The 21,011-nt window shown below is 67.6% G+C and carries 25 protein-coding genes and 1 pseudogene; 12 read left to right on the top strand and 14 right to left on the bottom strand.

Features of this window, described 5'->3' with window-relative positions:
* Positions 1 to 279: pseudogene (locus tag CXQ96_RS02400) on the bottom strand (carbohydrate ABC transporter substrate-binding protein); the annotation flags it as partial.
* Positions 280 to 453: 174 nt separating this feature from the next.
* Between CXQ96_RS02400 and CXQ96_RS02395 the strand changes: the two are divergent.
* Both CXQ96_RS02395 and CXQ96_RS02390 read left to right on the top strand, forming a co-directional pair.
* Positions 454 to 885 carry a hotdog fold thioesterase gene (locus CXQ96_RS02395; RefSeq protein WP_104116396.1) on the top strand — a complete coding sequence of 144 codons (432 nt, stop codon included), beginning with the start codon at positions 454 to 456 and terminating at the stop codon, positions 883 to 885.
* Complete coding sequence (locus tag CXQ96_RS02390) at positions 882 to 1,733, top strand: SGNH/GDSL hydrolase family protein (protein ID WP_104116395.1); 852 nt, start codon at positions 882 to 884, stop codon at positions 1,731 to 1,733. Before CXQ96_RS02395 ends, CXQ96_RS02390 begins: the two co-directional genes overlap by 4 nt.
* On the opposite strand, the gene CXQ96_RS02385 is transcribed toward CXQ96_RS02390, so the two are convergent.
* The gene (locus tag CXQ96_RS02385; RefSeq protein ID WP_258058753.1) at positions 1,730 to 2,443 is read right to left on the bottom strand and encodes a DUF4386 domain-containing protein; all 714 of its coding nucleotides are present in this window, start codon (positions 2,441 to 2,443) and stop codon (positions 1,730 to 1,732) included. The two genes, CXQ96_RS02390 and CXQ96_RS02385, sit on opposite strands and share 4 nt — an antisense overlap.
* Positions 2,444 to 2,547: 104 nt before the next feature.
* On the opposite strand from CXQ96_RS02385, the gene CXQ96_RS02380 reads away from it, so the two are divergent.
* From CXQ96_RS02380 to CXQ96_RS02365, 4 genes are all read left to right on the top strand, one after another.
* Positions 2,548 to 3,234, top strand: a complete 687-nt coding sequence (locus CXQ96_RS02380; RefSeq protein ID WP_258058752.1) for a TetR/AcrR family transcriptional regulator C-terminal domain-containing protein — start codon at positions 2,548 to 2,550, stop codon at positions 3,232 to 3,234.
* Positions 3,235 to 3,372: 138 nt separating this feature from the next.
* Entirely contained in the window at positions 3,373 to 4,326 is a 954-nt protein-coding gene (locus CXQ96_RS02375) for a 1,4-dihydroxy-2-naphthoyl-CoA synthase (RefSeq protein WP_104116394.1), read from the top strand.
* A gap of 7 nt (positions 4,327 to 4,333) precedes the next feature.
* Positions 4,334 to 5,464, top strand: a complete 1,131-nt coding sequence (locus CXQ96_RS02370; RefSeq protein ID WP_104116393.1) for an AMP-binding protein — start codon at positions 4,334 to 4,336, stop codon at positions 5,462 to 5,464.
* Between the two features lie 52 nt (positions 5,465 to 5,516).
* The gene (locus tag CXQ96_RS02365) at positions 5,517 to 6,401 is read left to right on the top strand and encodes a 1,4-dihydroxy-2-naphthoate polyprenyltransferase (protein WP_104116392.1); all 885 of its coding nucleotides are present in this window, start codon (positions 5,517 to 5,519) and stop codon (positions 6,399 to 6,401) included.
* Positions 6,402 to 6,440: 39 nt separating this feature from the next.
* Here CXQ96_RS02365 and CXQ96_RS02360 read toward each other — a convergent pair whose 3' ends face one another.
* Positions 6,441 to 6,746: a DUF4229 domain-containing protein gene (locus tag CXQ96_RS02360; protein WP_104116391.1), complete on the bottom strand. Its 306-nt coding sequence runs from the start codon at positions 6,744 to 6,746 to the stop codon at positions 6,441 to 6,443.
* A gap of 30 nt (positions 6,747 to 6,776) precedes the next feature.
* On the opposite strand from CXQ96_RS02360, the gene CXQ96_RS02355 reads away from it, so the two are divergent.
* Entirely contained in the window at positions 6,777 to 7,217 is a 441-nt protein-coding gene (locus CXQ96_RS02355; protein ID WP_104116390.1) for a PLD nuclease N-terminal domain-containing protein, read from the top strand.
* A gap of 213 nt (positions 7,218 to 7,430) precedes the next feature.
* Here the strand turns inward: CXQ96_RS02355 and ccsB are convergent, their stop codons facing one another.
* The 5 genes from ccsB to CXQ96_RS02330 all read right to left on the bottom strand — a co-directional run bounded on the left by ccsB (position 7,431) and on the right by CXQ96_RS02330 (position 12,384).
* The gene (ccsB, locus tag CXQ96_RS02350) at positions 7,431 to 8,459 is read right to left on the bottom strand and encodes a c-type cytochrome biogenesis protein CcsB (RefSeq protein WP_104116389.1); all 1,029 of its coding nucleotides are present in this window, start codon (positions 8,457 to 8,459) and stop codon (positions 7,431 to 7,433) included.
* Entirely contained in the window at positions 8,459 to 10,117 is a 1,659-nt protein-coding gene (locus CXQ96_RS02345) for a cytochrome c biogenesis protein ResB (protein ID WP_258058773.1), read from the bottom strand. The genes ccsB and CXQ96_RS02345 overlap by 1 nt, the downstream gene beginning before the upstream one ends.
* Positions 10,118 to 10,236: 119 nt before the next feature.
* On the bottom strand, positions 10,237 to 11,028 hold the full coding sequence (locus CXQ96_RS02340) for a cytochrome c biogenesis CcdA family protein (protein ID WP_258058751.1): 792 nt from the start codon (positions 11,026 to 11,028) through the stop codon (positions 10,237 to 10,239).
* A 21-nt stretch (positions 11,029 to 11,049) separates the two neighbouring features.
* The gene (locus CXQ96_RS02335; protein ID WP_181036330.1) at positions 11,050 to 11,583 is read right to left on the bottom strand and encodes a TlpA disulfide reductase family protein; all 534 of its coding nucleotides are present in this window, start codon (positions 11,581 to 11,583) and stop codon (positions 11,050 to 11,052) included.
* Positions 11,584 to 11,706: 123 nt separating this feature from the next.
* On the bottom strand, positions 11,707 to 12,384 hold the full coding sequence (locus CXQ96_RS02330; protein WP_104116388.1) for a histidine phosphatase family protein: 678 nt from the start codon (positions 12,382 to 12,384) through the stop codon (positions 11,707 to 11,709).
* Between the two features lie 169 nt (positions 12,385 to 12,553).
* Here CXQ96_RS02330 and CXQ96_RS02325 point away from each other — a divergent pair, with 169 nt between their 5' ends.
* Positions 12,554 to 13,111 (top strand): YceI family protein, encoded by a 558-nt coding sequence (locus tag CXQ96_RS02325; RefSeq protein WP_104116387.1) that lies wholly within the window; start codon positions 12,554 to 12,556, stop codon positions 13,109 to 13,111.
* Between the two features lie 196 nt (positions 13,112 to 13,307).
* The gene (locus tag CXQ96_RS02320) at positions 13,308 to 13,973 is read left to right on the top strand and encodes a DUF4282 domain-containing protein (protein ID WP_104116386.1); all 666 of its coding nucleotides are present in this window, start codon (positions 13,308 to 13,310) and stop codon (positions 13,971 to 13,973) included.
* A 16-nt stretch (positions 13,974 to 13,989) separates the two neighbouring features.
* On the opposite strand, the gene CXQ96_RS02315 is transcribed toward CXQ96_RS02320, so the two are convergent.
* Entirely contained in the window at positions 13,990 to 14,676 is a 687-nt protein-coding gene (locus tag CXQ96_RS02315; protein WP_104116385.1) for a redox-sensing transcriptional repressor Rex, read from the bottom strand.
* 179 nt (positions 14,677 to 14,855) lie between these two features.
* Complete coding sequence (locus tag CXQ96_RS02310; RefSeq protein WP_104116384.1) at positions 14,856 to 15,113, bottom strand: glutaredoxin family protein; 258 nt, start codon at positions 15,111 to 15,113, stop codon at positions 14,856 to 14,858.
* 95 nt (positions 15,114 to 15,208) lie between these two features.
* Here CXQ96_RS02310 and CXQ96_RS02305 point away from each other — a divergent pair, with 95 nt between their 5' ends.
* Complete coding sequence (locus CXQ96_RS02305; protein ID WP_104116383.1) at positions 15,209 to 16,021, top strand: HAD family phosphatase; 813 nt, start codon at positions 15,209 to 15,211, stop codon at positions 16,019 to 16,021.
* A 137-nt stretch (positions 16,022 to 16,158) separates the two neighbouring features.
* Here CXQ96_RS02305 and CXQ96_RS02300 read toward each other — a convergent pair whose 3' ends face one another.
* The 4 genes from CXQ96_RS02300 to CXQ96_RS02285 form a co-directional block, all read right to left on the bottom strand.
* Entirely contained in the window at positions 16,159 to 16,257 is a 99-nt protein-coding gene (locus tag CXQ96_RS02300) for an AURKAIP1/COX24 domain-containing protein (protein WP_003792170.1), read from the bottom strand.
* Between the two features lie 192 nt (positions 16,258 to 16,449).
* The gene (locus CXQ96_RS02295) at positions 16,450 to 16,662 is read right to left on the bottom strand and encodes a helix-turn-helix domain-containing protein (protein WP_104116382.1); all 213 of its coding nucleotides are present in this window, start codon (positions 16,660 to 16,662) and stop codon (positions 16,450 to 16,452) included.
* 195 nt (positions 16,663 to 16,857) lie between these two features.
* Positions 16,858 to 17,454 carry a helix-turn-helix transcriptional regulator gene (locus CXQ96_RS02290; RefSeq protein ID WP_104116381.1) on the bottom strand — a complete coding sequence of 199 codons (597 nt, stop codon included), beginning with the start codon at positions 17,452 to 17,454 and terminating at the stop codon, positions 16,858 to 16,860.
* A gap of 49 nt (positions 17,455 to 17,503) precedes the next feature.
* On the bottom strand, positions 17,504 to 18,706 hold the full coding sequence (locus CXQ96_RS02285; protein ID WP_258058747.1) for an acetoin utilization protein AcuC: 1,203 nt from the start codon (positions 18,704 to 18,706) through the stop codon (positions 17,504 to 17,506).
* 147 nt (positions 18,707 to 18,853) lie between these two features.
* Here CXQ96_RS02285 and CXQ96_RS02280 point away from each other — a divergent pair, with 147 nt between their 5' ends.
* Both CXQ96_RS02280 and CXQ96_RS02275 read left to right on the top strand, forming a co-directional pair.
* Positions 18,854 to 20,266 carry a TrkH family potassium uptake protein gene (locus CXQ96_RS02280; RefSeq protein ID WP_104116487.1) on the top strand — a complete coding sequence of 471 codons (1,413 nt, stop codon included), beginning with the start codon at positions 18,854 to 18,856 and terminating at the stop codon, positions 20,264 to 20,266.
* Positions 20,259 to 20,927, top strand: coding sequence for a TrkA family potassium uptake protein (locus CXQ96_RS02275; protein ID WP_104116380.1), 669 nt, complete (start codon positions 20,259 to 20,261; stop codon positions 20,925 to 20,927). The genes CXQ96_RS02280 and CXQ96_RS02275 overlap by 8 nt, the downstream gene beginning before the upstream one ends.
* The last annotated feature ends 84 nt before the right edge of the window (positions 20,928 to 21,011 follow it).

Below are 21,011 nucleotides of genomic sequence, written 5' to 3'. Positions count from 1 at the left end.
TTACAGAGCGCCTACAGCGGTGACGAACTTCTCCCAGGAGGAGGCGGGATCGTCGGTCTTGTCGACATCGACACGCGTCAGCGCCTGCTGCATCGCATCATTGATCGCGAAGTACTTCGGACCCTTGAACGGCGTGACTTCGACGGCTTTCGCGCGGTTGGCCAGGATCTCGCCCGTGGGTGCGTCGTTGAAGAAGGCGTTCGTCTGACCCGTGGGTTCTTCGCTCTCGAGCGCCTCGACCTGGCTCGGGAACGTGCCCTTGGACTCGAAGGCCTTAATCGGCGCTTCCACACCTAACGGAAATCAGCGGGAACAGCTATCGCCGCAGGTCAGGGGGTTGCACCATGCAGCTCCGTAACGCACTTGTTATGCAAGGGTCGTGGTGGTGGACGCGAACCGCAGCGCTAGAGTGGCGACCAGCACGCAGACCGAAGAGCTCAGGAGCAGCACGCTATGACGCAGGAACCCCTGGCCCCCTGGACCATTGCCCTCGGTGAGCTCGATGAGAAGATGGGCGTGGTCATCGTGGAACAGTCGGTCGACCGGGTCGTCGCGACCATGCCCGTGGAGGGCAACCGCCAGTCGTTCGGGCTCCTCCACGGCGGGGCCTCCCTCGCTGTCGGCGAAGCAGTCGGCTCCTGGGCCGCCGTGATTCACGCGTCGACGCTGGGGAAGACGGCGGTGGGGGTGGACGTGTCAGCAACCCACCACCTGGGTGCCCGGGAGGGCACGGTGACGATCACGGCGACCCCGATCCACCTGGGACGCACCCTGACAACCCACGAAGTGCTGCTAACCAATGACGCAGGCCGACGCCTGTGCACCCTTCGCATCACAAATCTCCTCCTCGACAAGCCGGTCCCCGCACGTACCGTTGAGGAATGACGCAGCACGCTTTCAGAGCAGCCCGTCTCGCCGCCGTCGTCATCGCCACCAGCATGATGCTCGGTGGTGCCTCCGGTCTCGGAGCTGATCGACGCGCGGCACCGCCTCGGTACGTGGCCCTCGGGGATTCGTACGCTTCGGGGTTCGGCGCCGGCTCCTACACCGGCGACTGCGGCCGGTCCCCGCTGGGCCTGCCCGGCATCCTCGACGCTGAGGGACAGCTCGACCTCGTGGCGGATGCCACCTGCGCGGGTGCGAGGGCGACGTCGGACCCGGGCGGTGCCGTCGACCTGCCGGAGCAGGTGGACCAGGTGATCGCCTCCGGGGGGCTGGATACGGACACCGGCGTGGTGAGCGTCTCGGTGGGCGGCAACGATGCCGGCTTCGGCGAGGTCGCCGTCGTGTGCGCAACCCGTCCGGCGCCCGCCTGCTCACAGACCATCGCGTCCAGGAGCGCGACGGCGCTGCCAGCCCTCGGCGCCCACCTCGACGCCCTGTACGGCACCATCCGGACGGCTGCACCGGACGCTGTTGTCGTCGTCACCGGCTACCCCCACCTGTTCTCACCCCGCTTCGGGAACGATCTCATCCCCCTGGCGTCGCAGCAGGCCTTCAACGCGGGCACGGACTCGCTCAACGCGCTCATCAGGTCCCGGACCGAAGCCCATGGCTTCATCTTCGTGGACGTGGTGGCACCCTTCGAGGACCACGGACTCGGCTCCCCCGACCCCTGGATCACTCTCCGCATGGAAGCGAGCGACAACCTGCATCCCACTGCCGAGGGCTACCGGTACGGGTACTACCCCGCGGTCCGGAACGCCCTGGACCTTCCGCAGCTTCGACGCTAGGTGAGCGGCGTGGCCGAAACTGTCCTGGAAGCGTCCCCGGCAGACCGGCCTCGGACCCCCACGAACGCGAGGTAGATGCCGAGCGATGCCTCCCACAGGATCTCCGGGAGCGTCGCCAGCCCGGACCACACCGACACCTGCTCGTACGCGCCGAAGAGCACCGCGACCCCGGACACGGACATCAGGGGCCCGCCGATGAGGCCCAGCAGCGCCAGGCGCCGAGGCACGAGGCCGGACCTGTACATGAGGAACCCGAGCAGCAGGCCGTTCCCGATCCCGACGACGAATCCGGGACCCAGGAGGAACGTCCAGTCGTGGAGGGCGACGAGGGCGCGGGCCACCGGGAGGTAGGACGCCCCGTCGCCGTCGGATGCGGCAACCTGGCGAAGGGTCACGACGGCCAGCACGCTGAGCATCCCGACGACGATCAGGGCGCACTCCATGATCCGCGCGGCGACGTAGCCGAGGGCAGCAGCCTCGTGGTGCCGCCGAAGCAAGGGGAAAAGGACGATCGCGGTGCCGATGTTCGTGATGACCAGCACGATCTCACACACCGCGCCGAAAAGGACCCGGACATCCGCACCGGGCCCGGTTACGTATTCGGGGTCGGTCAGCACCGGCCCGTAGAGCAGGGCGCCCGCAATAGCGGACACGAACGTGATGATGAAGAAGATCCCGGCCAGCCGGGCAGCCCTGTCGTCGGATTTCATGATGCTCCTGTCAACTCGATGTGTACGGCGTACACCAGTGCCTCGACGGTAGGTGTATCCCGTACACTTTGTCAACGGGACAGTCGGCATCAGGAGGAGCATCCGTGGCTCAGCGGGAGGAGATTACGCGCCGCCGCCTCAACAGGCAGGCAGTGCTGCACGCCGGCATAGAGCTCGCCGACGATGTCGGAATCGACGGTTTCACGATGCGCACGCTCGCGCAGACGCTCGGCGTGGTTCCGATGGCGCTGTACAAGCACGTCGCGAACAAGGAGGACCTGCTCGACGGCATGGTGGACATCGTCTGGGGCGAGGTGACCGAGCCGGGTGCCTTGCGCGGGTGGAAGCGTGCAATGCGCGAGCGCGCGGTCTCACTCCGCGCTGCACTCACCCGGCACCGCTGGGCGGTGGGACTCATGGAAGCCCACAGCCGGCCGGGACCGCAGAACCTACGGCAGCACAACGCCATGATGGGATGCCTGCGCGAGAGCGGATTCTCCTTCAGGACGACCGTCCACGTCACCTCCGCCCTGGACGCCTACGTCTACGGTTTCGCCCTGCAGCAGAAGACACTGTCGTTCGAGACGCCGGAGGAGTCCGGCCAGGTCGCGGCCGCAACGCAGCAGGGGCTGGCCGCGGAAGCCGGGGAGCTGTACCCCTACCTGATGGAGGTCGTCGTCGAACTGGGGCGGTCGGGCTATGACTACGACGAGGAATTCGCCGTGGGACTGGACCTACTGCTCGACGGCATCGACGCGCTGAGGGAGTCGTGGCGCACGGACAGGTCATGACCCCTGCCTCCCCGCGCGGGCAGCCTCCCTCCACTCACCCCCGTCGGTCCCGCAATCACTCACCCCGACCGGACAGGCGGGCACGCGGGCTGGCCCTCGGCCGGATCGGACACGAGCGGGCGCGGCTAGACTCGACGGGTGACTTCAGAGCTCCCGGCAAAGGTATCCGACATCTTCGACCCGACCCGCTGGCGGGTCGTGACGGGGTTCGAGGACTTCACGGACATGACGTACCACCGCCAGGTCGAGCGCGACGCCGACGGCACCGTGGTGCGCGACCTCCCCACCGTCCGGATCGCCTTCGATCGCCCCGAGGTGCGCAACGCCTTCCGCCCCGGCACGGTCGACGAGCTGTACCGCGCCCTGGACCACGCCCGGATGACGCCGGATGTGGCGACCGTGCTCCTGACAGGAAACGGCCCGAGCCCGCGCGACGGCGGCCACTCCTTCTGCTCCGGCGGCGACCAGCGTATCCGTGGCCGCGACGGCTACCGGTACGCCGAGGGCGAGACGAAGGAGACCATCGATCCGGCGCGCGCGGGGCGTCTCCACATCCTCGAGGTCCAGCGCCTGATCCGGACCATGCCGAAGGTCGTCATCGCCGTCGTCAACGGCTGGGCGGCGGGTGGTGGCCATAGCCTGCACGTCGTCGCAGACCTCACGATCGCCTCGGCCCAGCACGGCAGGTTCAAGCAGACCGACGCCACCGTGGGCAGCTTCGACGCCGGCTACGGTTCAGCCCTTCTCGCCCGGCAGATCGGCCAGAAGAAGGCCCGCGAGATCTTCTTCCTCGCGCGTGAATATTCTGCGCAGGACATGATGGACATGGGTGCTGTCAACGAGGCCGTCGACCACGCGGAACTGGAGGCCACGGCACTCGCGTACGCAGCCGACATCGCACGGCAGAGCCCCCAGGCCATCCGCATGCTGAAGTTCGCGTTCAACCTCGCGGACGACGGGCTTGCCGGCCAGCAGGTCTTCGCAGGCGAGGCGACGCGCCTTGCGTACATGACCGACGAGGCGGTGGAAGGCAAGGAAGCGTTCCTCGAGAAACGCGCCCCGGACTGGTCCTCGTTCCCCTACTACTTCTAGGAGCGGCGTGGAACTCCTCCCCGTGCACACCCCCGAGGGCTTCGATCCCCTCGGGCTGCTCAAGCCCCTCGCAGCCGCCCTCGCCGGCGAGGGTCCCGCCGTCGCGCCCCATGCCCTGCCGGACCAGGCGTTCGAGGGGGTGCTGCCCAATGACGAGATCGCCGCGGTGATCAGCACCTCCGGGTCGACGGGAACCCCGAAGCAGACGATGCTCAGCGTCGACGCCCTCGCGGCCTCGGCGATGGGCACGGCCTTCGCGCTGAAAGCCGAGGGCCAGTGGCTCCTCACCCTCCCGGTGCACTACGTCGCGGGATTCCAGGTGCTGGTCCGGTCGCTGTTCGCCGGCACGCAGCCGTGGGTCATGGACACCTCCGCGGGTTTCACGCCGCAGGCGTTCACCGACGCCGCGGCGGAGCTGACGGACCGCGTGCGCTTCACCTCGCTGGTTCCGACACAGCTCCACCGCCTGCTGGCTGATCCGTCCCCCGAGACACTCCGGGTACTGCGGCGGTTCGACGCGATCCTGCTGGGCGGTGCGCCGGCCGGAGCAGCGCTGCGGTCGCTCGCTCGCAGCCACGACCTCAAGGTCGTCGAGACCTACGGCATGAGCGAGACCTGCGGCGGTTGCGTGTACGACGGCACCCCGCTCGACGGCGTCGAACTCCGCTCCGTGGAGGGGCGCCTGCGCATCGGTGGTGCGGTCCTTGCAGACGGGTACCTCAACGCGCCCGCGCTCACGGAGGATAGGTTCGTCTTCAACTCCGGCCGGCGGTGGTTCATGACCGACGACGCCGGGGACGTGGCGCTCGACGGGTCGGTCACCGTGCACGGGCGGCTCGACGACGTCATCATCACGGGTGCCCTGAAGGTCTCCGCCACGAAGGTGTCCGACGTGATCCAGAACCTGCCCGGCGTGGAGCAGGCCATGGTGCTCGGCATCCGGAGCGAGGAGTGGGGCATGTCCGTGGCCGCAGCCGTGGTGGGCGACGTCGACGCCGAGGTCATCCGCCAGGCCGTGCACGTGGAACTGGGGGCACACGCCGTCCCCAAGGCGATCGTGACCCTGGACGCCTTTCCGCTCCTGCCCGGCGGCAAGCCCGACCGCCGCACCATCCACTCACTCCTCGAACGTGCCTGAGCCGGCTCCCGGACACCCGACGCACGACCGACCCGACCAGGAGGACACACCTGTGGCGACTGCCGCTCAATGGCTCGAAGGGGCCCGTCCGCGTACCCTTCCGATGGCCTTCGCTCCCGTGATCATCGGAAGCGCCGCTGCCTTCGGCCTCGGATCGTTCAAGCCGCTCAACGCCGTGCTCGCGGCGGTGGTCTCCGTGCTGCTGCAGGTCGGCGTGAACTACGCCAACGACTACTCGGACGGCATCCGGGGAACGGACGACGAACGCGTGGGACCGCTTCGCCTCACCGGCTCGGGGGTCGCGCGGCCGCAGCACGTCAAGCTCGCGGCCTTCATCTGCTTCGGCCTCGCGATGCTCGCCGGTCTGGCCCTGATCATCCTGTCCCAGGCCTGGATACTGCTCCTAGTCGGAGTAGGTTCCATCGCGGCTGCATGGGGCTACACCGGGGGGAAGAACCCGTACGGCTACCTGGGCCTCGGCGACATCTTCGTGTTCGTGTTCTTCGGACTGGTGGCGACCTTGGGAACGACCTTCACGCAGGCGGACCGGCTCAGTGGCCCTGCGTGGGTCGGCGCGGTGTGTACGGGCCTGATCGCCATGGCCCTGCTGATGGCGAACAACGTGCGCGACATCCCGACGGACAGCGCAGTGGGCAAGAAGACCCTGGCGGTGAGGCTCGGCGACACCGCTGCCCGCGTCAGCTACGTGATGATGCTCGCCGCGGCCCTGCTGCTGCCCCTGTTCCTGAGCTACGACTACCCTTGGGTCCTGCTCGTGCTGCTGCTCATCCCTGCCTGCCTGATGCCGAGCTGGCTCATGCTCAAGGGCAAGAAGCGCAAGAGCCTCATCCCGGTCCTCAAGCAGACGGGCCTGATCAATCTCGCGTTCAGTGTTCTCTTCGCGGCGGGGATCGTGATCACCACCGTGCTCGCGTAGCTCCTGCCTGCCGGGCGGGCAGGTGGACCGGCAGGCGGATCAGGCGGCGTTGCCTCGCGGCTTGCGGTCGGAGTTCACCGGGGTGTTGGGGTCCAGCGCGTCCTCGGCAGCGGCGTCGTCGAGCTCGACCGCGGTCCGCACGGGCGGAGCGCCAGGCGTGAAGCGGCGTTGCAGCGAGGCCGCGGCGGAGTCACGGAGTTCCCGGAAGAAGAGGTAGGTCACGCACCAGGCCAGGATGGCGGCCACCACGGCGGACAGGAAGATCCCCAGTCCCAGCAGCACGCACGCCACGTAGAAGACGACGATCAGCACCAGGCGCAGGGCGGTGAATTTGAGGAAGGCCACGCTCCAAGTTTACTCGCCTACAATTGGCGCATGCCCCGCCTCCTGCTCTTCGCCGCGATCCTCGGGGTCGCCGTCGTCATCTACGCACTGATCGACTGCGTCATGAGCCGAAAACATGAGGTACGGAGCATCTCGAAGACCGCCTGGTTCGTCACCATCCTGATCCTGCCGCTCATCGGCGCGGGGATGTGGTTCCTCTTCGGCAGGCCGCGCTCGCAGGGTCCCTCCGGGCCTCGCCGCCCGGCGCCACGCACTCCGACTGCTCCTGACGATGATCCCGCCTTCCTCCAGAACCTGGAGACCCAGCGCCGGCAGCAGGCCCGCGAGCAGGAGAGGCGGCGCCGCGAACAGCAGCAGAAGGATCGGGAGGCCAAGGCGCGCGAGGACGACAAGGACAAGCCCGCCAAGGGCGACGAGCACGACGGCAACGACGACGCCGGTTCGGGATCCGCAGGCGCACACCGGCCCTGAGGTGCTGGTCGTCGATGGGACAGCGCTCGCAGCCTTGAGGTGCCGGTCCTCGATGCGGCGGCTCGCACGGGGCGTCGTCGATGGGACAGCGCTCGCAGCCTTGAGGTGCAGGTCCTCGGTACGACAGCGCAGACGGCCCTGAGGTGCAGGTCCTGGATATGACAGCGCGGCGCACAGGCGGACGTGCCGCCGGTGCGCCGCGCCACCCGCCTGCTACACGCCGGAGTAGCTGTGCAGGCCCGAGAAGTAGATGTTGACGATCGTGAAGTTGAACACGATGCAGAGGTACCCGACGATCGAGAGCCAGGCAGCCCGGGTGCCCGTCCAGCCGCGCGTGGCGCGGGCGTGGAGATAGCCGGCGTAGACGGTCCAGATGACGAAGGTCCAGACCTCCTTGGTGTCCCAGCCCCAGTAGCGGCCCCATGCCTGCTCGGCCCAGATGGCACCCGCCATGAGCGTGAAGGTCCAGCCCACGAATGCGACGGCGTTGAGGCGGTAGGACAGGTTCTCGAGGCTCAGTGCCGAGGGCACGAGGCGGAGGAACCTCGCCCTGTCGGGCTTGCCTGCCATGAGCTTGGCCTCACGGGAGGTCTGCAGGAGTTGCAGCACGGACATGGCGAACGTGATGGTGAACAGGGCCGAGGAGGCGACCGCGATGGAGACGTGCACGATCAGCCAGTAGCTCTGGAGCGCGGGGATGAGGCGGGCGACGGGAGTGGGGAACCCGACGGTCGCCGCACACAGCATGATGACCACGAGTCCCACGACGAAGGATCCCACGAAGCGCAGATCCTTCCGTGTGAGGGTGATCAGGAAGATCGCGGCAACGAGGAAGGCGCCGGTCGTGCAGAACTCGTACATGTTGCCCCAGGGCACGCGGTGTGCGGCGACACCGCGTGTGACGACGGCGGCACCGTGGATCACGGCGGCAAGCACCGTCAGGGAGACAGCCACGCGTGCCGTCCCACGCCGCGGGCCCCTGCCGTAGTCCATCGAGTCGTCGGCCGTCTCGGCACGCGTCGGCACGGACTCCGCCGTCGGACCGGATCCGCGACCGCCGACGCCGGCGAGCACCGGAGCCGCCTTCTCGCCGGCGAGCCGCGCCTCGAGGGTACCGATGGTCGCACTCGACTTCACGAGGTCGAGCACGAAGAAGATGAGCGCCACCACATAGGCGATGGAAGCCAGGAGCATGAAGAGCTCACTGAGCTGCCCGAGCTCGGCATTGACTGGTTGTGGCATCAGGTGTCCTTTGCGTTGTGGTGCGACTGCCCCGTGCCGACCGCAGTGGATGCGGCGGCGTCCTGCGTACTATTTTCCTCCGGCGTGCCGCTCGGCACCAACCATCGGTCGGCCAGCAGCTTCGCGACGGCGTCGCCCTCCGCCGGGAGCCGGTGGTCCTCGCCCCGCGCCAGCAGCGCGTACTCGACCATGATCCGCCCGTCCGGATGCTCGCCCGTCCTCACCCATAGCCTGCGGCGGCCGATGAACAGGGACGCGGAGAGGCCGAGCAGCGCGAGCGTCGAGAACACGAGGGCGCCCAGCTCGCCCGGATCGTGGTGGATGTCGAGGGCGGCGTACCGCTTGAGTCCGTCGAAGGTGATCGAGCCCTTGCCCTCGGGCAGGTCGTAGGTCTGGCCGACACCGAGCACGATGCCGCCGTCGTCGTTGTTCCTGCTGTTGAGCTCCGTGAGGTTCTCCGTGTCCAGCACGTAGACGTTCTCGGGTGTTCCGTCGTCGAGTCCGAGGTCGCCGTAGTAGGAGTTCAGGTTGAGCTGGGGGTTGAAGGGATCGGGGTCCCGGGAAAAGGAAACGCCCTGCTCGTCCACGAACGCGGTGGGCAGGAAGAACCCGACGAAGCCGAGCTGCTCGGGCTTGGCGTCGGGAGCCTTGATCACGATCAGCGAGGTGTAGAGGCCGTCGGACGGCACCGATACGACCGGTCCCTGTGAGGCGATGTTGCCTTCGCCGTCGCGCACGGTCACGACCGGTGCGTAGCCGTTCCCGACGAGGTACACGTTGGTCCCGCCGATCGTGAGCGGTGCGTTGACCTTGAGGACCTGCTGCTCCTCGTCCTCGCCGGGGCCGTCCTGCGTGGTGATGTTCGCGGTGAAGTCGAGCGGCTGGCCGTAGTGGCTCTCCTGCTCCCGGTCGAAGCGGACGTCGAAGGAGTCCAGGCGGATCGAGTAGGGATCGAGCTGGTCGTCGGTGAAGTTCGACCCCGGGTTGAAGCTGTCGTAACCGATCAAAGTGTTGACGAAACTCTCGCCCTCGACGACCACCTTCTGGCCGTTGTAGCCGAAGAGCCCACCGACCGCGACCGAGACGAGGACTCCGATCAGCGAAGTGTGGAAGACCAGGTTGCCGAACTCCTTGGCGAGACCGCGCTCGGCGCCCACCGATGGACGGTCCGTCCCTGCGTCGCGGACATCGACCCGATACCCGCGCTTGCGCAGCACCGCGGCAGCCTGTTCCGCGGCCGACGACGGCGTGAGTCCGGCGTCGCGCGCGCGGGCCGCGGACACCTCCAGGGTGCCGTAGACGGGCAGGCGCGACAGGCGCTTGGGCGTGCGCGGGGGCTTGGAGCGCACGGCCCGGAAGTGCGCGGCCGCACGGGGTACCACGCAGCCGATGAGCGAGATGAAGAGCAGGAGGTAGATCGCGGAGAACCAGACCGACGAGTAGACGTCGAACAGCTGGAACCAGTCGAGGACCGGCCCGCTCTCCGGATTGTCCTGGATGTACTGGGTGACGACGGCAGGATTCGCCGGCCGCTGCGGGAACAACGATCCGGGAACAGCCGCGACGGCGAGGAGGAGGAGGAGGAACAGGGCCGTGCGCATGCTGGTGAGCTGCGTCCATGCCCAGCGGAGGGTCCCGAGGAACCCGAGGGAGGGCAGGACGACGTCGGGCTTGGTGCCCTGCGCACAGTCCCTGCCTGTCGCGTCCTGCGTGACGTCCTGCTTCACTGTGCCTGTCCCATCAGAGTCGTTTGCTTCCTTGCCGTGCGTGCCGCCGATCAGATCGGCAGCACCACGTTCCCGATCAGCACGTCCTGCAACCGGGTGATCCAGAAGTTCCACACACCCGTGACCATGAGCACGCCGACGAGCACGAGGAGCCCTCCCCCGGCACGCTGCAGCAGGAGCCGGTGCTTCCGGAAGAAGGCGAGCGCCCCCATGCCGCGACGCACTCCGAGCGCGATCAGCAGGAACGGCAGCCCCAGTCCGAGGCAGTACACGAAGGTCAGCACGGCGCCCTTGAGGGCTGTCGCGTCGTTGCCGGAGATCGCGAGCAGCTGCACGGCGCCGAGGGTCGGACCGATGCACGGAGCCCAGCCGAGGCCGAAGGTCACGCCGAGCAGCGGCGCCCCGAGGAGCCCCGCCGGGACCCTGGCGTGCACCCTGCTCTCACGCTGGAACCAGGACAGGCCGCCCATGAAGACGATGCCGAGGAGTATCACGACGACGCCGAAGACCTGGATGAGCCATCCCTGGGACACCCTGAGGAAGGCTCCCAGCTGGCCGAACAGGGTCCCATAGGCCATGAACACGGCGGAGAAGCCGAGGACGAAGAGCCCGATCCCGGCGACCATCCGCCCCTTCTTCTGCTTCTCGAGGTCGACGCCGGTCAGGCCGGTCACGTACCCGAGGTACCCGGGCACCAGCGGAAGGACGCAGGGCGATACGAAGGAGACCAGGCCTGCGAGCAGCGCGACCGGGAGGGCGAGGAGCATCGACCCGTTGAGCACGGCGTCGGCGAAGGCGTTCCCCGCGGCGAGGGGAACGGTTACGGCCAGCGGACCCGTCATGGGCGCGGCGCGAGCAACGCGCTACTCGGCGAGGGCATCGGTGATCAGGGCCTTGAGGGTGCCGCGGTCGGCGAGCCCGAGGATCCTGGCAGACACGCGCCCTTCGCGGTCGAGCACGATCGTCGTGGGCACGGCCTGCGGTGGCACGTACTGCGTCATGTCGAGCAGGACGCCGCCGTCCTTGTCGTCGAAGCTCTGGTACGGGATGCCGAAGCTGCGCTCGAACGCCTCGGCGGTCGCCCGCTCGTCGCGGATGTTCACGCCGTAGAACGCGGCACCCTGTGGCGTGTACTCGTCGTGGAGCGACACGAGATCAGGGGCTTCTTCCCGGCACGGCGCACAGGACGCGTACCAGAAGTTCAGGACCGTCACCTGGTCGTCCCAGTCGGCACTGGAGACCGGCGTTCCGTCGAACAGCGTGCCCGATACCTCGACGGGCTGACCGCGGTCCGACTCGGCGTATTCGGTGACCGAGCCGTCGCCTGCGATGTAGTTCTTGCCGTCGCCCGCCGCTGCCTGCTGGGCCAGCGGATCCTCTGCCGTGCACGACGTCATCACGAGGGAGACCGGCACGGCGAAGGCCAGCGCCGCCAGCCTGAGCAGGCGTCGGCGGTTCGTGGGACGGGCGGTTGCGGTCACGGCTTCTTCCCTTGATTTCTACGACGTGTAGTAATTCTATTACGCCCCGGGGACATTCGCCGCACCGGGCAGGAGATCGGCGCTCGGCTCCGCGTACCGCACGCGCGTGATGACGTCGCCGTCGAAATCGAGCGAGGTGACCGACGTGAGGGTGCATTCACGCTGACGCGGATCGTGCCACAGGCGGCGGTGCTCGGCGGCCAGTCGCGTCACCCAGATGGGTAGCTGGTGACTGATGAGGATCGCCTCGGCGGGCCGGTCCACCGCGTCCGGCCCGGCCAGCTCGACAGCGCGCCGGCGGGCATCGTGCACTCCAGCCATGACCCGCTCGACCTGCTGGTTGTAGGGCTCGCCCCATGAGGGGAGGAACGGGTTGACGAGGAGGGGCCAGTACCGCGGCTGGCGGAGCCTGCTCTTGATCCTCGACATGCCTTCGAAGCGGTTCTCCGCCTCGATGATGCGCTCGTCGGTGGAGATCGTGAGTGCGAGCGCATCGGCTACGGGCTGCGCCGTCTCCTGTGCCCTGGTCAGCGGGGAGGCTACGAGATGCACGATGTTCGCGCCTTCGTCGCGTCGCTGCACGAAGTACCCGGCCATCTGTGCGGCCATCCGCCGGCCGAGGTCGGAGAGGTGGAACTCGGGAAGCCTGCCGTAGAGGACCCCCTCCGGGTTGTGGACCTCACCATGGCGCACCAGGTGGACGGTTGATCGCTGCATGGTCCCAGTTTCTCGCATGTGCCCGCGGCTCGGCGAATCGGCCTGAGCGGCGCGCTCGACCTCCGACGTCACTTTGGTTGAACATTTGAGCGATGTGTGGAATAAAACATGCATACGCATGCTTCTACACCCCGTAAGCATTCGCCACCCACTCTTCCAGGAGAACATCATGACTGTCCCCTCAGGCCTCACCTCCGGCACCTGGTCCTTCGACCCCGCTCACAGCGAGGTCGGATTCAGCGTCCGTCACGCCGGCATCAGCAAGGTGCGCGGCTCGTTCAAGGATGTCGACGCCTCCCTCACCGTCGGCTCCTCGCTCGAGGACTCGAACATCACGGCCACCATCAAGACCGCGTCCTTCACCTCGGGCGACGAGAACCGCGACGCCCACGTCAAGGGCGCCGACTTCTTCGACGTCGAGGAGTTCCCCGAGATCACCTTCGTCTCCACCTCCCACGAGGGCTCGGGCGAAACCTACAAGATCCACGGAGACCTGACCATCCGCGGGATCACCAAGTCCGTGGTGCTCGACGCCGAATTCAACGGTGTCGCCGTCGATCCCTTCGGAGCGACCCGCGCAGGTGTCTCGGCATCGACCACCATCTCCCGCAAGGATTTCGGCCTGACCTGGAACGCCGCCCTCGAAGCCGGTGGCGTCCTCGTCGGTGACAAGGTGACCATCACCATCGAAGCCGCTTTCGTGGCTCCCGCCGTCGCCACGGTCTGATCCGCCGCGCCACGCAGACCGCCTTCGGCCTGCCTCTCGGCCGGCGTCGTCCCGAGGACGACGCCGGCCGCCGGCGTTAAGCACTGTGCCCGCCGCGACGCGACGAACTAGGCTGACAGGGACCACATCCACGCCGGGTACGTCCATGGGGGCACCAGCGCAGGATGACCGCATCAGATCAACGGAGGACGCCGCAATGAGCACGCCACAGGACAACCCGAACGGACAGGGCAGCGGGCCGGCTTGGAATCCCGCCGGCGCGAACGGCGGCAGCCAGGGCCCGGACCACCAGTCCGGCCAGCCCCGCCCCTACGGGCAGCAGAACGACGGGGGCCAGTACGGCTACCAGGCCGCCCAGCCCTCGGGCTACGCCTATCCGACCTCCGGCGGTGATCCCGACGCGAGCGGGAAGGGCCCCGCACCCCGTGAGGTCGAGCGTGCCTACTACCTGATCCTCGCCGCCGGCGTCCTGACGCTGCTGTCCTCGATCATCTCGGCCCTGACGGCCGAGGTGCCGGACCTGCCGGGTGCTTCAGTCGGCGTGGTGGTCGGCCTCGTCTTCGCCGTCCTCTTCGCTGCGGTCTACGTCGTCCTCGCGATCTTCATCCGCAAGGGCCAGAACTGGGCGCGCATCACCGCGACCGTGCTGGCGACCCTGAACGCGCTCTTCGTGCTCGGCGGACTCCTGCTGCTGCCGCTGGCGACCCAGGCAGCCGAAGCCAGCGGGCAGTCGATGCCGGAGACACCGGTGGTCTCGACGGCCCTGGGTGTCATCGTGATGGTCCTCGGCCTCGCCGGAGTCATCATGACCTACCTCAAGCCCGCGCGCCCCTACTTCGCCCCGCAGAAGCTGGGCTACTGAATCTACCGCCGCGAACCTACTGGGCGCGGGAGATCGGACCGAGGTCCGGCTCCTGCGCCCTTTGCGCGTGATAGGCGAGGATCTGCAGTTCCGTGGACATGTCCACCTTCCGCACCTGCACGTGCGGCGGAACCTGGAGCACCACGGGCGCGAAACTCAGGATGCTCGAGATGCCCGCCGCGACGAGACGGTCGCACAGCTCCTGCGCGACCGCCGCGGGGACTGAGAGAACAGCCATGTTGGTGCGCGTACGTTCCAGCACCGTCTCGAGATCACCGACCGAACTGACGCGGAGGTACCCGACCTCTGACCCGACGACGAGCTGGTCAGCATCGAAGAGCGCCACGATCTCGAACCCGCGCGACACGAACCCCGAGTAGCCGGCCAGCGCGCGGCCGAGGTTTCCCGCTCCGATGATGGCGACGCGCCAGTCCAGTGTCAGCCCCAGGGCTGCGGAGATCTGCCGGTTGAGGTACTGCACGTCATAGCCGACCCCACGCGTGCCGTAGGACCCCAGATAGGAGAGGTCCTTGCGCAGCATCGGGGAATTCACGCCGGCTGCGTCGGCGAGTTCGTCCGAGGAGACACGCTCGATGCCCTCGGCCAACAGCGAATTGAGTGCCCGTACGTAGATGGTCAGGCGGGCTACGGACGCAGGCGGTATGTGGCGCGCGGGATCGCCTACGGGATGAAGGCCTGGCATGTCCGGCGTTGTCACTGTCGTCGCTCCGTCGATAGCACCGCCGCACCCGGTCCGGAACAGCGGATCCGTGATCCCGGCGTCGGGGGCGGAAGTACCACCACTTTATGCCGACCACGCGGCGCCTCCAAGCCGGCTGATCGGACAGTGCAGCACTGCCCTGTCATCCGGTACGGAGCGTTTCAGGCCAGCAACCTGCGCAGCCTCGCTTCGTCGATGGACCAGAAGTCGCGCTGTACGCCGTCGATGAAGAGGACGGGCAACTCCTCCGCGAACCGGGCACCGAGACCCGGCGCCTCGGTCACCGACAGCTCCTGCCAATCGACGCCGAGTTCAGCCGCCACCCGTGCCACGACACTCCGCGCGTCCTCGCAGAGATGGCACTCGGGCCGGGTGAGGAGCACGACGCCGGCACCGGGCGAGTCCGTCGGGGTCTGCATGCTTCCACCGTACTTCGGCGGCACCCCGGGGGGCACTTCCGCGGCATTGCTGTGCCGGGGAGCAGGTGGGAAGGACGCATGACTAGACTCGGATCATGCCGGACGCCAGCCGGGCCACGAAGCCCTCCCCGGAGCATCCGGAACAGATTAAGGGCGAGGCCGCCTTCTTCGACGTCGACAACACGCTGATGCGCGGGGCGAGCCTGTTCCACGTGGCGCGCAAGATGTATCAACGCAAGGCCTTCACCCTCCGCTTCGCCGCCGGGCTGGCGTGGAAACAACTCCGCTTCATCATGCGCGGTGAGACCATGACGGACGTGAACTCGGTGCGTGATGCCGCCCTCGCCTTCGCCATCGGCATCGCCCACGAGGACATCCTCGCCCTCGGCGAGGAGGTGTACGACGAGATGATCGCCTCGAAGATCTGGCCGGGTGCACGTGCACTCGCCGAGCAGCACCTGTCCTCGAACCGCCAGGTCTGGCTCGTGACAGGGACGCCGGTGGAGGTGGCGGCCGTGATCTCCAGCCGCCTCGGACTGACCGGAGCCCTCGGCACAGTGGGCGAGGTTGCCCAGGGCCTCTACACGGGGAAGCTCGTCGGTGACTTCCTGCACGGGCCGGCGAAGGCGGCTGCTGTCCTGGATCTCGCCCAACGGGAGAACCTGGACCTCGCGCGGTGCTGGGGATACAGCGACTCCTACAACGACATCCCGCTACTGACGGTCGTCGGCCATCCCGTGGCGATCAATCCGGACAGCAAACTCCGCAGGCATGCCAGGGCGAACAACTGGCCGGTCTACGACTTCCGCAGCGGGCGCCGCGCCGCAACCCTCGGCCTGCGTGTGGCCACCGTGGCCGGTGCGGTCTACGGACTCTGGCGCGGGTTCTCGCGGTTCAGAAGCCGCTGACACCACTGACGCTCCGAGGCGCCGGGACGCCGCGGAATCGGGTTCGTGCTCCGGAGAACGACGACGGCCCGGCTCCCATGCCCTGAGGGCTGGGATCCGGACCGTTCGGCACGCTCCGACTCGTGGCCGGGCGCCTGCTACTTCTTGTTGCGACGCTGGTGACGCGTCTTGCGAAGCAGCTTGCGGTGCTTCTTCTTCGCCATCCGCTTACGGCGCTTCTTGATTACTGAACCCATAGAGTCCTCACAAACTTGTTTGGTTGCCAGCGGAACTCCGGCCGGAAGCCGGGGACCGCGCTGGGATGACGAACGGCGAATGCCTGGTGGCAGCTGCCGAGATGATACACAAAGATGAGCAGGCGGAAGCCCGCCCAAAACGCTCCTTAACAGGGTACATCCGTTTGGAGAACGGGCCGGACGGCGGCCGCCTCAGGCGCTCTCGGTCTGCCCGTCGACCTGTGCGCGGTGAAGGAACTCCTGGACTGCTGACTCGGGAACGCGGTAGGAGCGGCCGAACTGCACCGCCGGAAGGTCTCCTGCGTGGACGAGCCGGTACACGGTCATCTTCGAGACACGCATCAGCTCCGCCACTTCGGCGACCGTCAGAAACTGCACATCCGAGAAGTTATTCCCGTCTGCCATCTCACCACTATTCCTTTGCTTGGAGGCCTGTACTCACCCTGAGACCGGCATCAGAAAGACTACCCCCGGAGCGACTGTTCGGCGTGTCGCCTTGAAGCATAAGGATTATCCGCCTAGGGGATAATCCTAGTGGCAGTTGTGACCAAAGTGAAAGGGCACCGCCCCGCCTGTGCACTGTTCACCCCTCTGCCCCGATCAGGACGACGGATCGCGGCGTCGCCGTAGCTGTGACAGGAGGTCGGCGGCCCGTTCCGCGGCCCGGCCCATCGTCCGTCCGATAGGGGGCCGCTGCACGTCTGCGCCGGAGGGCGAATCGGGCCCTGCCAGGACTGCCGCCGCCAGGACACCTGCCTCGGCGAGCTCCGGATCCGTTCCCCCGGCCGCCGTCCCGTCCTGTTCGTCCGCAGCGGGGGCCCCGGCGGGGGCGCCGCCGGCGGACCCGGAGAAGGTGTCGGTGGTGTTCCCGCCCTCGACCCCGTTCGCGACATCCTGCAGGTTCGTCCCGACCGGCATTCCGTGGTCCTGGTCAGCCTGCCGATCGAACGCCGCGAGCCACTGGCCGACCAGTGCCAGCGGAGCAGTGTCCAGGGAGTAGTAGCGCTTCTGGCCCTGCGCTCTCATGGAAACCAGTCCCGCTTCCCGCAGGACCTTGAGGTGTTTCGAGACCGTCGGCTGACTCACCTGCAACTCGACAACGAGCTCCCCCACCGCTTTGTCGCCGTCGCGCAGGTTCTCGAGTATCTGCCTGCGGGTTCCTTCGGCGATGACCGCGAATACATCATCGATTCCCATTCGCCCACCCTAGCGATATATACGTGGCAGGGCATCCTGCCCGGAGTCGTCAGTCGAACCAGGGGTCCAGGCCGTGCAACGGGAACACGGCCTTGCGGGTGGCCATCACCGTCCGATCCAGGTCGTCGTTCGGGTCGTAGCCGATCTCCCAGGACCGCCACCACGTGTCGGCGCCGTCGCCCATGAGTTCCGGAGCATCGATCCCGTGCCGTTCGAGCACGTAGTGCCGCCATGCCGCCGGCACCGGGGTACGCGGCCCCAACGGGGATCCTGCGGCGACGGCCACCAGGAGGGACCATGAGCGCGGCACCACGCTGGCCAGGGCATAACCGCCTCCGCCGGTGGCGATCCATCGGCCGCCGCACAACCTGTCCGCCAGATCCCGTACGCCGAGCATCAGGGCATGCTGGGCGTCGACGCTGACCCGGAGGTTGGTCAGCGGGTCCTCGAGGTGGGAGTCGCAGCCATGCTGGCTGACGATGGCGTCCGGTGCGAAGGCCTCCGCGAGTTGGGGCACGACGGCGTGGAAGGCACGCAGGACCGCGGAGTCACCGGCGATCGTCGGCAGGGCGACGTTCACCGCGTAACCTTCGGCTCCGGGCCCGCCCGTCTCGTTCGCGAAGCCCGTTCCGGGGAAGAGGCTCATGCCGGTCTCATGGAGCGAGATCGTCATCACGCGTCGGTCATCCCAGAAGATACTCTGCGTGCCGTCCCCGTGGTGGGCGTCGACGTCGACGTACAGGACACGCTGGGCACCTCGGTCCAGCAGTCGCTGGACCGACGCCGCGGCGTCGTTGTAGATGCAGAAGCCGCTGGCTCGCGCTCGCGCCGCGTGGTGCATACCTCCACCGAAATTGACGGCCCGGACGACGGTACCCGCCATGATCGCCTCCGCCGCCCCGATCGACCCTCCGGCCAACCGGGCGCTGGCTTCATGCATCCCCGCGAATGCGGGATTGTCCTCCGTGCCCAGGCCGTGGGCAGCGTCCGCTTGGTCCGGATTGCTGCTGACCCGCCGGACGGCACTGATGTAGTCGGCGTCATGCACGGAGGCGAGATCGTCGACGGACGCGATCGACGGAGCGGCGACGCTGACTCCGTCGAGCTCGAGGAGACCGCAGTCGCGTGCGAGCCGGGCTGTCAGGTGGAGGCGCTCAGGATTCATGGGATGCTGCCCACCGAAGTCGTAGGCCAGCATCGAGTCGTCCCAGACGACCTGGAGGGGTACCGCCGGCCCGGTGCGCGTAGACATCCCTGCAAGGCTACGCGATGCGCGATACTTCGACGATGCCCCGGGGTGGGATGCTTTACTACTGCAGGGACAATCAGGTAACGACAAGCCATGGTCACGGTGCCGCTCCGGCGGCACGGACCAGCGAACGGGGCAGAGCAGGCGTCAATGGTAAGTCAACAGCCACTGCGGCTGAAGGACGATCGACGCGGATACGTCAGGCTGCTGGCGTCGGTCCGCGACTTCGTCGACTCCTTCGCGAACAGCTCGCCCGCGCGGCTCGCCCTGTTCATCTTCACCGGCGTGATCCTGGTCTTCACGGCCCTGCTGAGCCTGCCCATGTCATCGAGCAACGGCACGGTGACCCCCCTGCACGATGCATTCTTCACGGCGGTGTCCGCCGTGTGCGTCACGGGCCTCACCGTCGTCTCGACGGCAGCCCACTGGTCCTTCTTCGGCCAGCTGGTGATCCTGCTCGGCATCTTCATCGGCGGCCTGGGCACCCTGACGCTCGCGTCCCTCCTCGCCCTGATCGTCAGCAAGCGCCTCGGCGTCCGGGGCAAGCTGCTCGCCCAGGAGGCGCTCAACAACGCCAGCCGCCTCGGAGAGATCGGCACGCTGCTGCGGATCGTCATCACCACCTCGGTCGTGATCGAGATCGTGCTCGCCGTCGCCCTGGTGCCCCGTTTCATGATCCTCGGCGAACCGTGGTGGCAGGCGCTCTGGCACGGCGTCTTCTACTCCATCTCCGCCTTCAACAACGCCGGCTTCACACCGCACAGTGATGGCCTGGTCCCTTATGAGACGGATCTCTGGATCCTGACGCCCCTCATGGTCGGGGTGTTCCTCGGCAGCCTCGGCTTCCCCGTGATCATGGTCCTCGTGCAGGTGCGCCACCGCTTCAGCAAGTGGACGCTCCACGCGAAGCTGACCGTGGCGGTCTCGCTGATCCTCCTCGTGGCCGGCACCTTCGCCTGGGGTTTCCTTGAATGGGAGAACGACCGAACCATCGCGAACCTCAGCGTCGTCGACAAGACCATCCATGCCCTCTTCGCCTCGGTCATGACCCGCTCCGGCGGCTTTAACCTCGTGGACCAGAACGACATGGGTAGCACGACGATGCTCCTGACGGACGCCCTGATGTTCGCCGGCGGCGGTTCCGCCTCCACGGCCGGTGGCATCAAGGTCACCACGATCGCGGTCATGTTCCTCGCCATCGTGGCGGAGGCGCGTGGTGACGCCGACGTCCGCGCCTGGGGTCGGACCATCCCCCATGGAGCCATGCGCGTCGCCATCTCGGTGATCTTCATGGGTGCGACGCTCGTGCTGGTCGGCAGCGGCCTCATCCTCGCGATGACCGACGAACCGCTCGACAAGGTGGTGTTCGAGGTCATCTCCGCTTTCGCCACGTGCGGGCTCAGCACGAATCTCAGTGCCGAGCTGCCACCCGAGGGCAAGTACGTCCTGTCCGCCCTGATGTTCGCCGGGCGCATGGGGACCATCACACTCGCCTCGGCCCTCGCGCTGAGGCAACGCAGCACGCTGTACCGCTACCCCGACGAGAGGCCGATCATTGGCTGAAAGACCCGCCCACAACGCACCCGTCCTCGTGATCGGCCTCGGCCGCTTCGGTGCGGCCACGGCCGAGCAACTGGTCCGGCAGGGCCGCGAGGTCCTGGCGATCGAGCGCGATCCGCAGCTCGTCCAGAAGTTCTCGAGCATCCTCACGCACGTGGTGGAGGCCGATGCGACGAACATCGACGCCCTCCGGCAGCTCGGCGCCCAGGAGTTCTCCGCCGCCGTCGTCGGGGTGGGAACCTCGATCGAGTCGAGCGTCCTGATCACGGCCAACCTGGTGGACCTCGGCATCGACCACTTATGGGTCAAGGCCATCACGCCCTCGCACGGCAAGATCCTCAAGCGCATCGGTGCCAACCACGTGATCTACCCGGAGGCCGACGCCGGTCAGCGGGCCGCACACCTGGTCGGCGGGCGCATGCTCGACTTCATCGAGTTCGACGACGGTTTCGCGATCGTGAAGATGTACCCGCCGAAGGAGACTCAGGGCTTCACCCTCGCCGAATCGTCCGTCCGCTCGAAGTACGGCGTCACCGTGGTCGGCGTGAAGTCGCCGGGCGAGGACTTCACCTACGCACGGCCGGATACGAAGGTGTCCGGTCGCGACATGCTGATCGTTTCCGGCCACGTCGACCTGCTCGAGCGGTTCGCCGGCCGCCCCTAGGGCGGGGCCCGCCAGGAAGGCGGGGCAGGTTCACGGCCGCGCTGCGGTCTCGCAGCGCTCGGCGCCGTCCTGCGGGTGGCACCG

The organism is Arthrobacter sp. B1805 (assembly GCF_002929745.1).
Lineage (GTDB): Bacteria > Actinomycetota > Actinomycetes > Actinomycetales > Micrococcaceae > Arthrobacter_D.
Note: the sequence above shows the minus strand (reverse complement) of the source record. Positions and strands in the feature narration are given on the sequence as shown.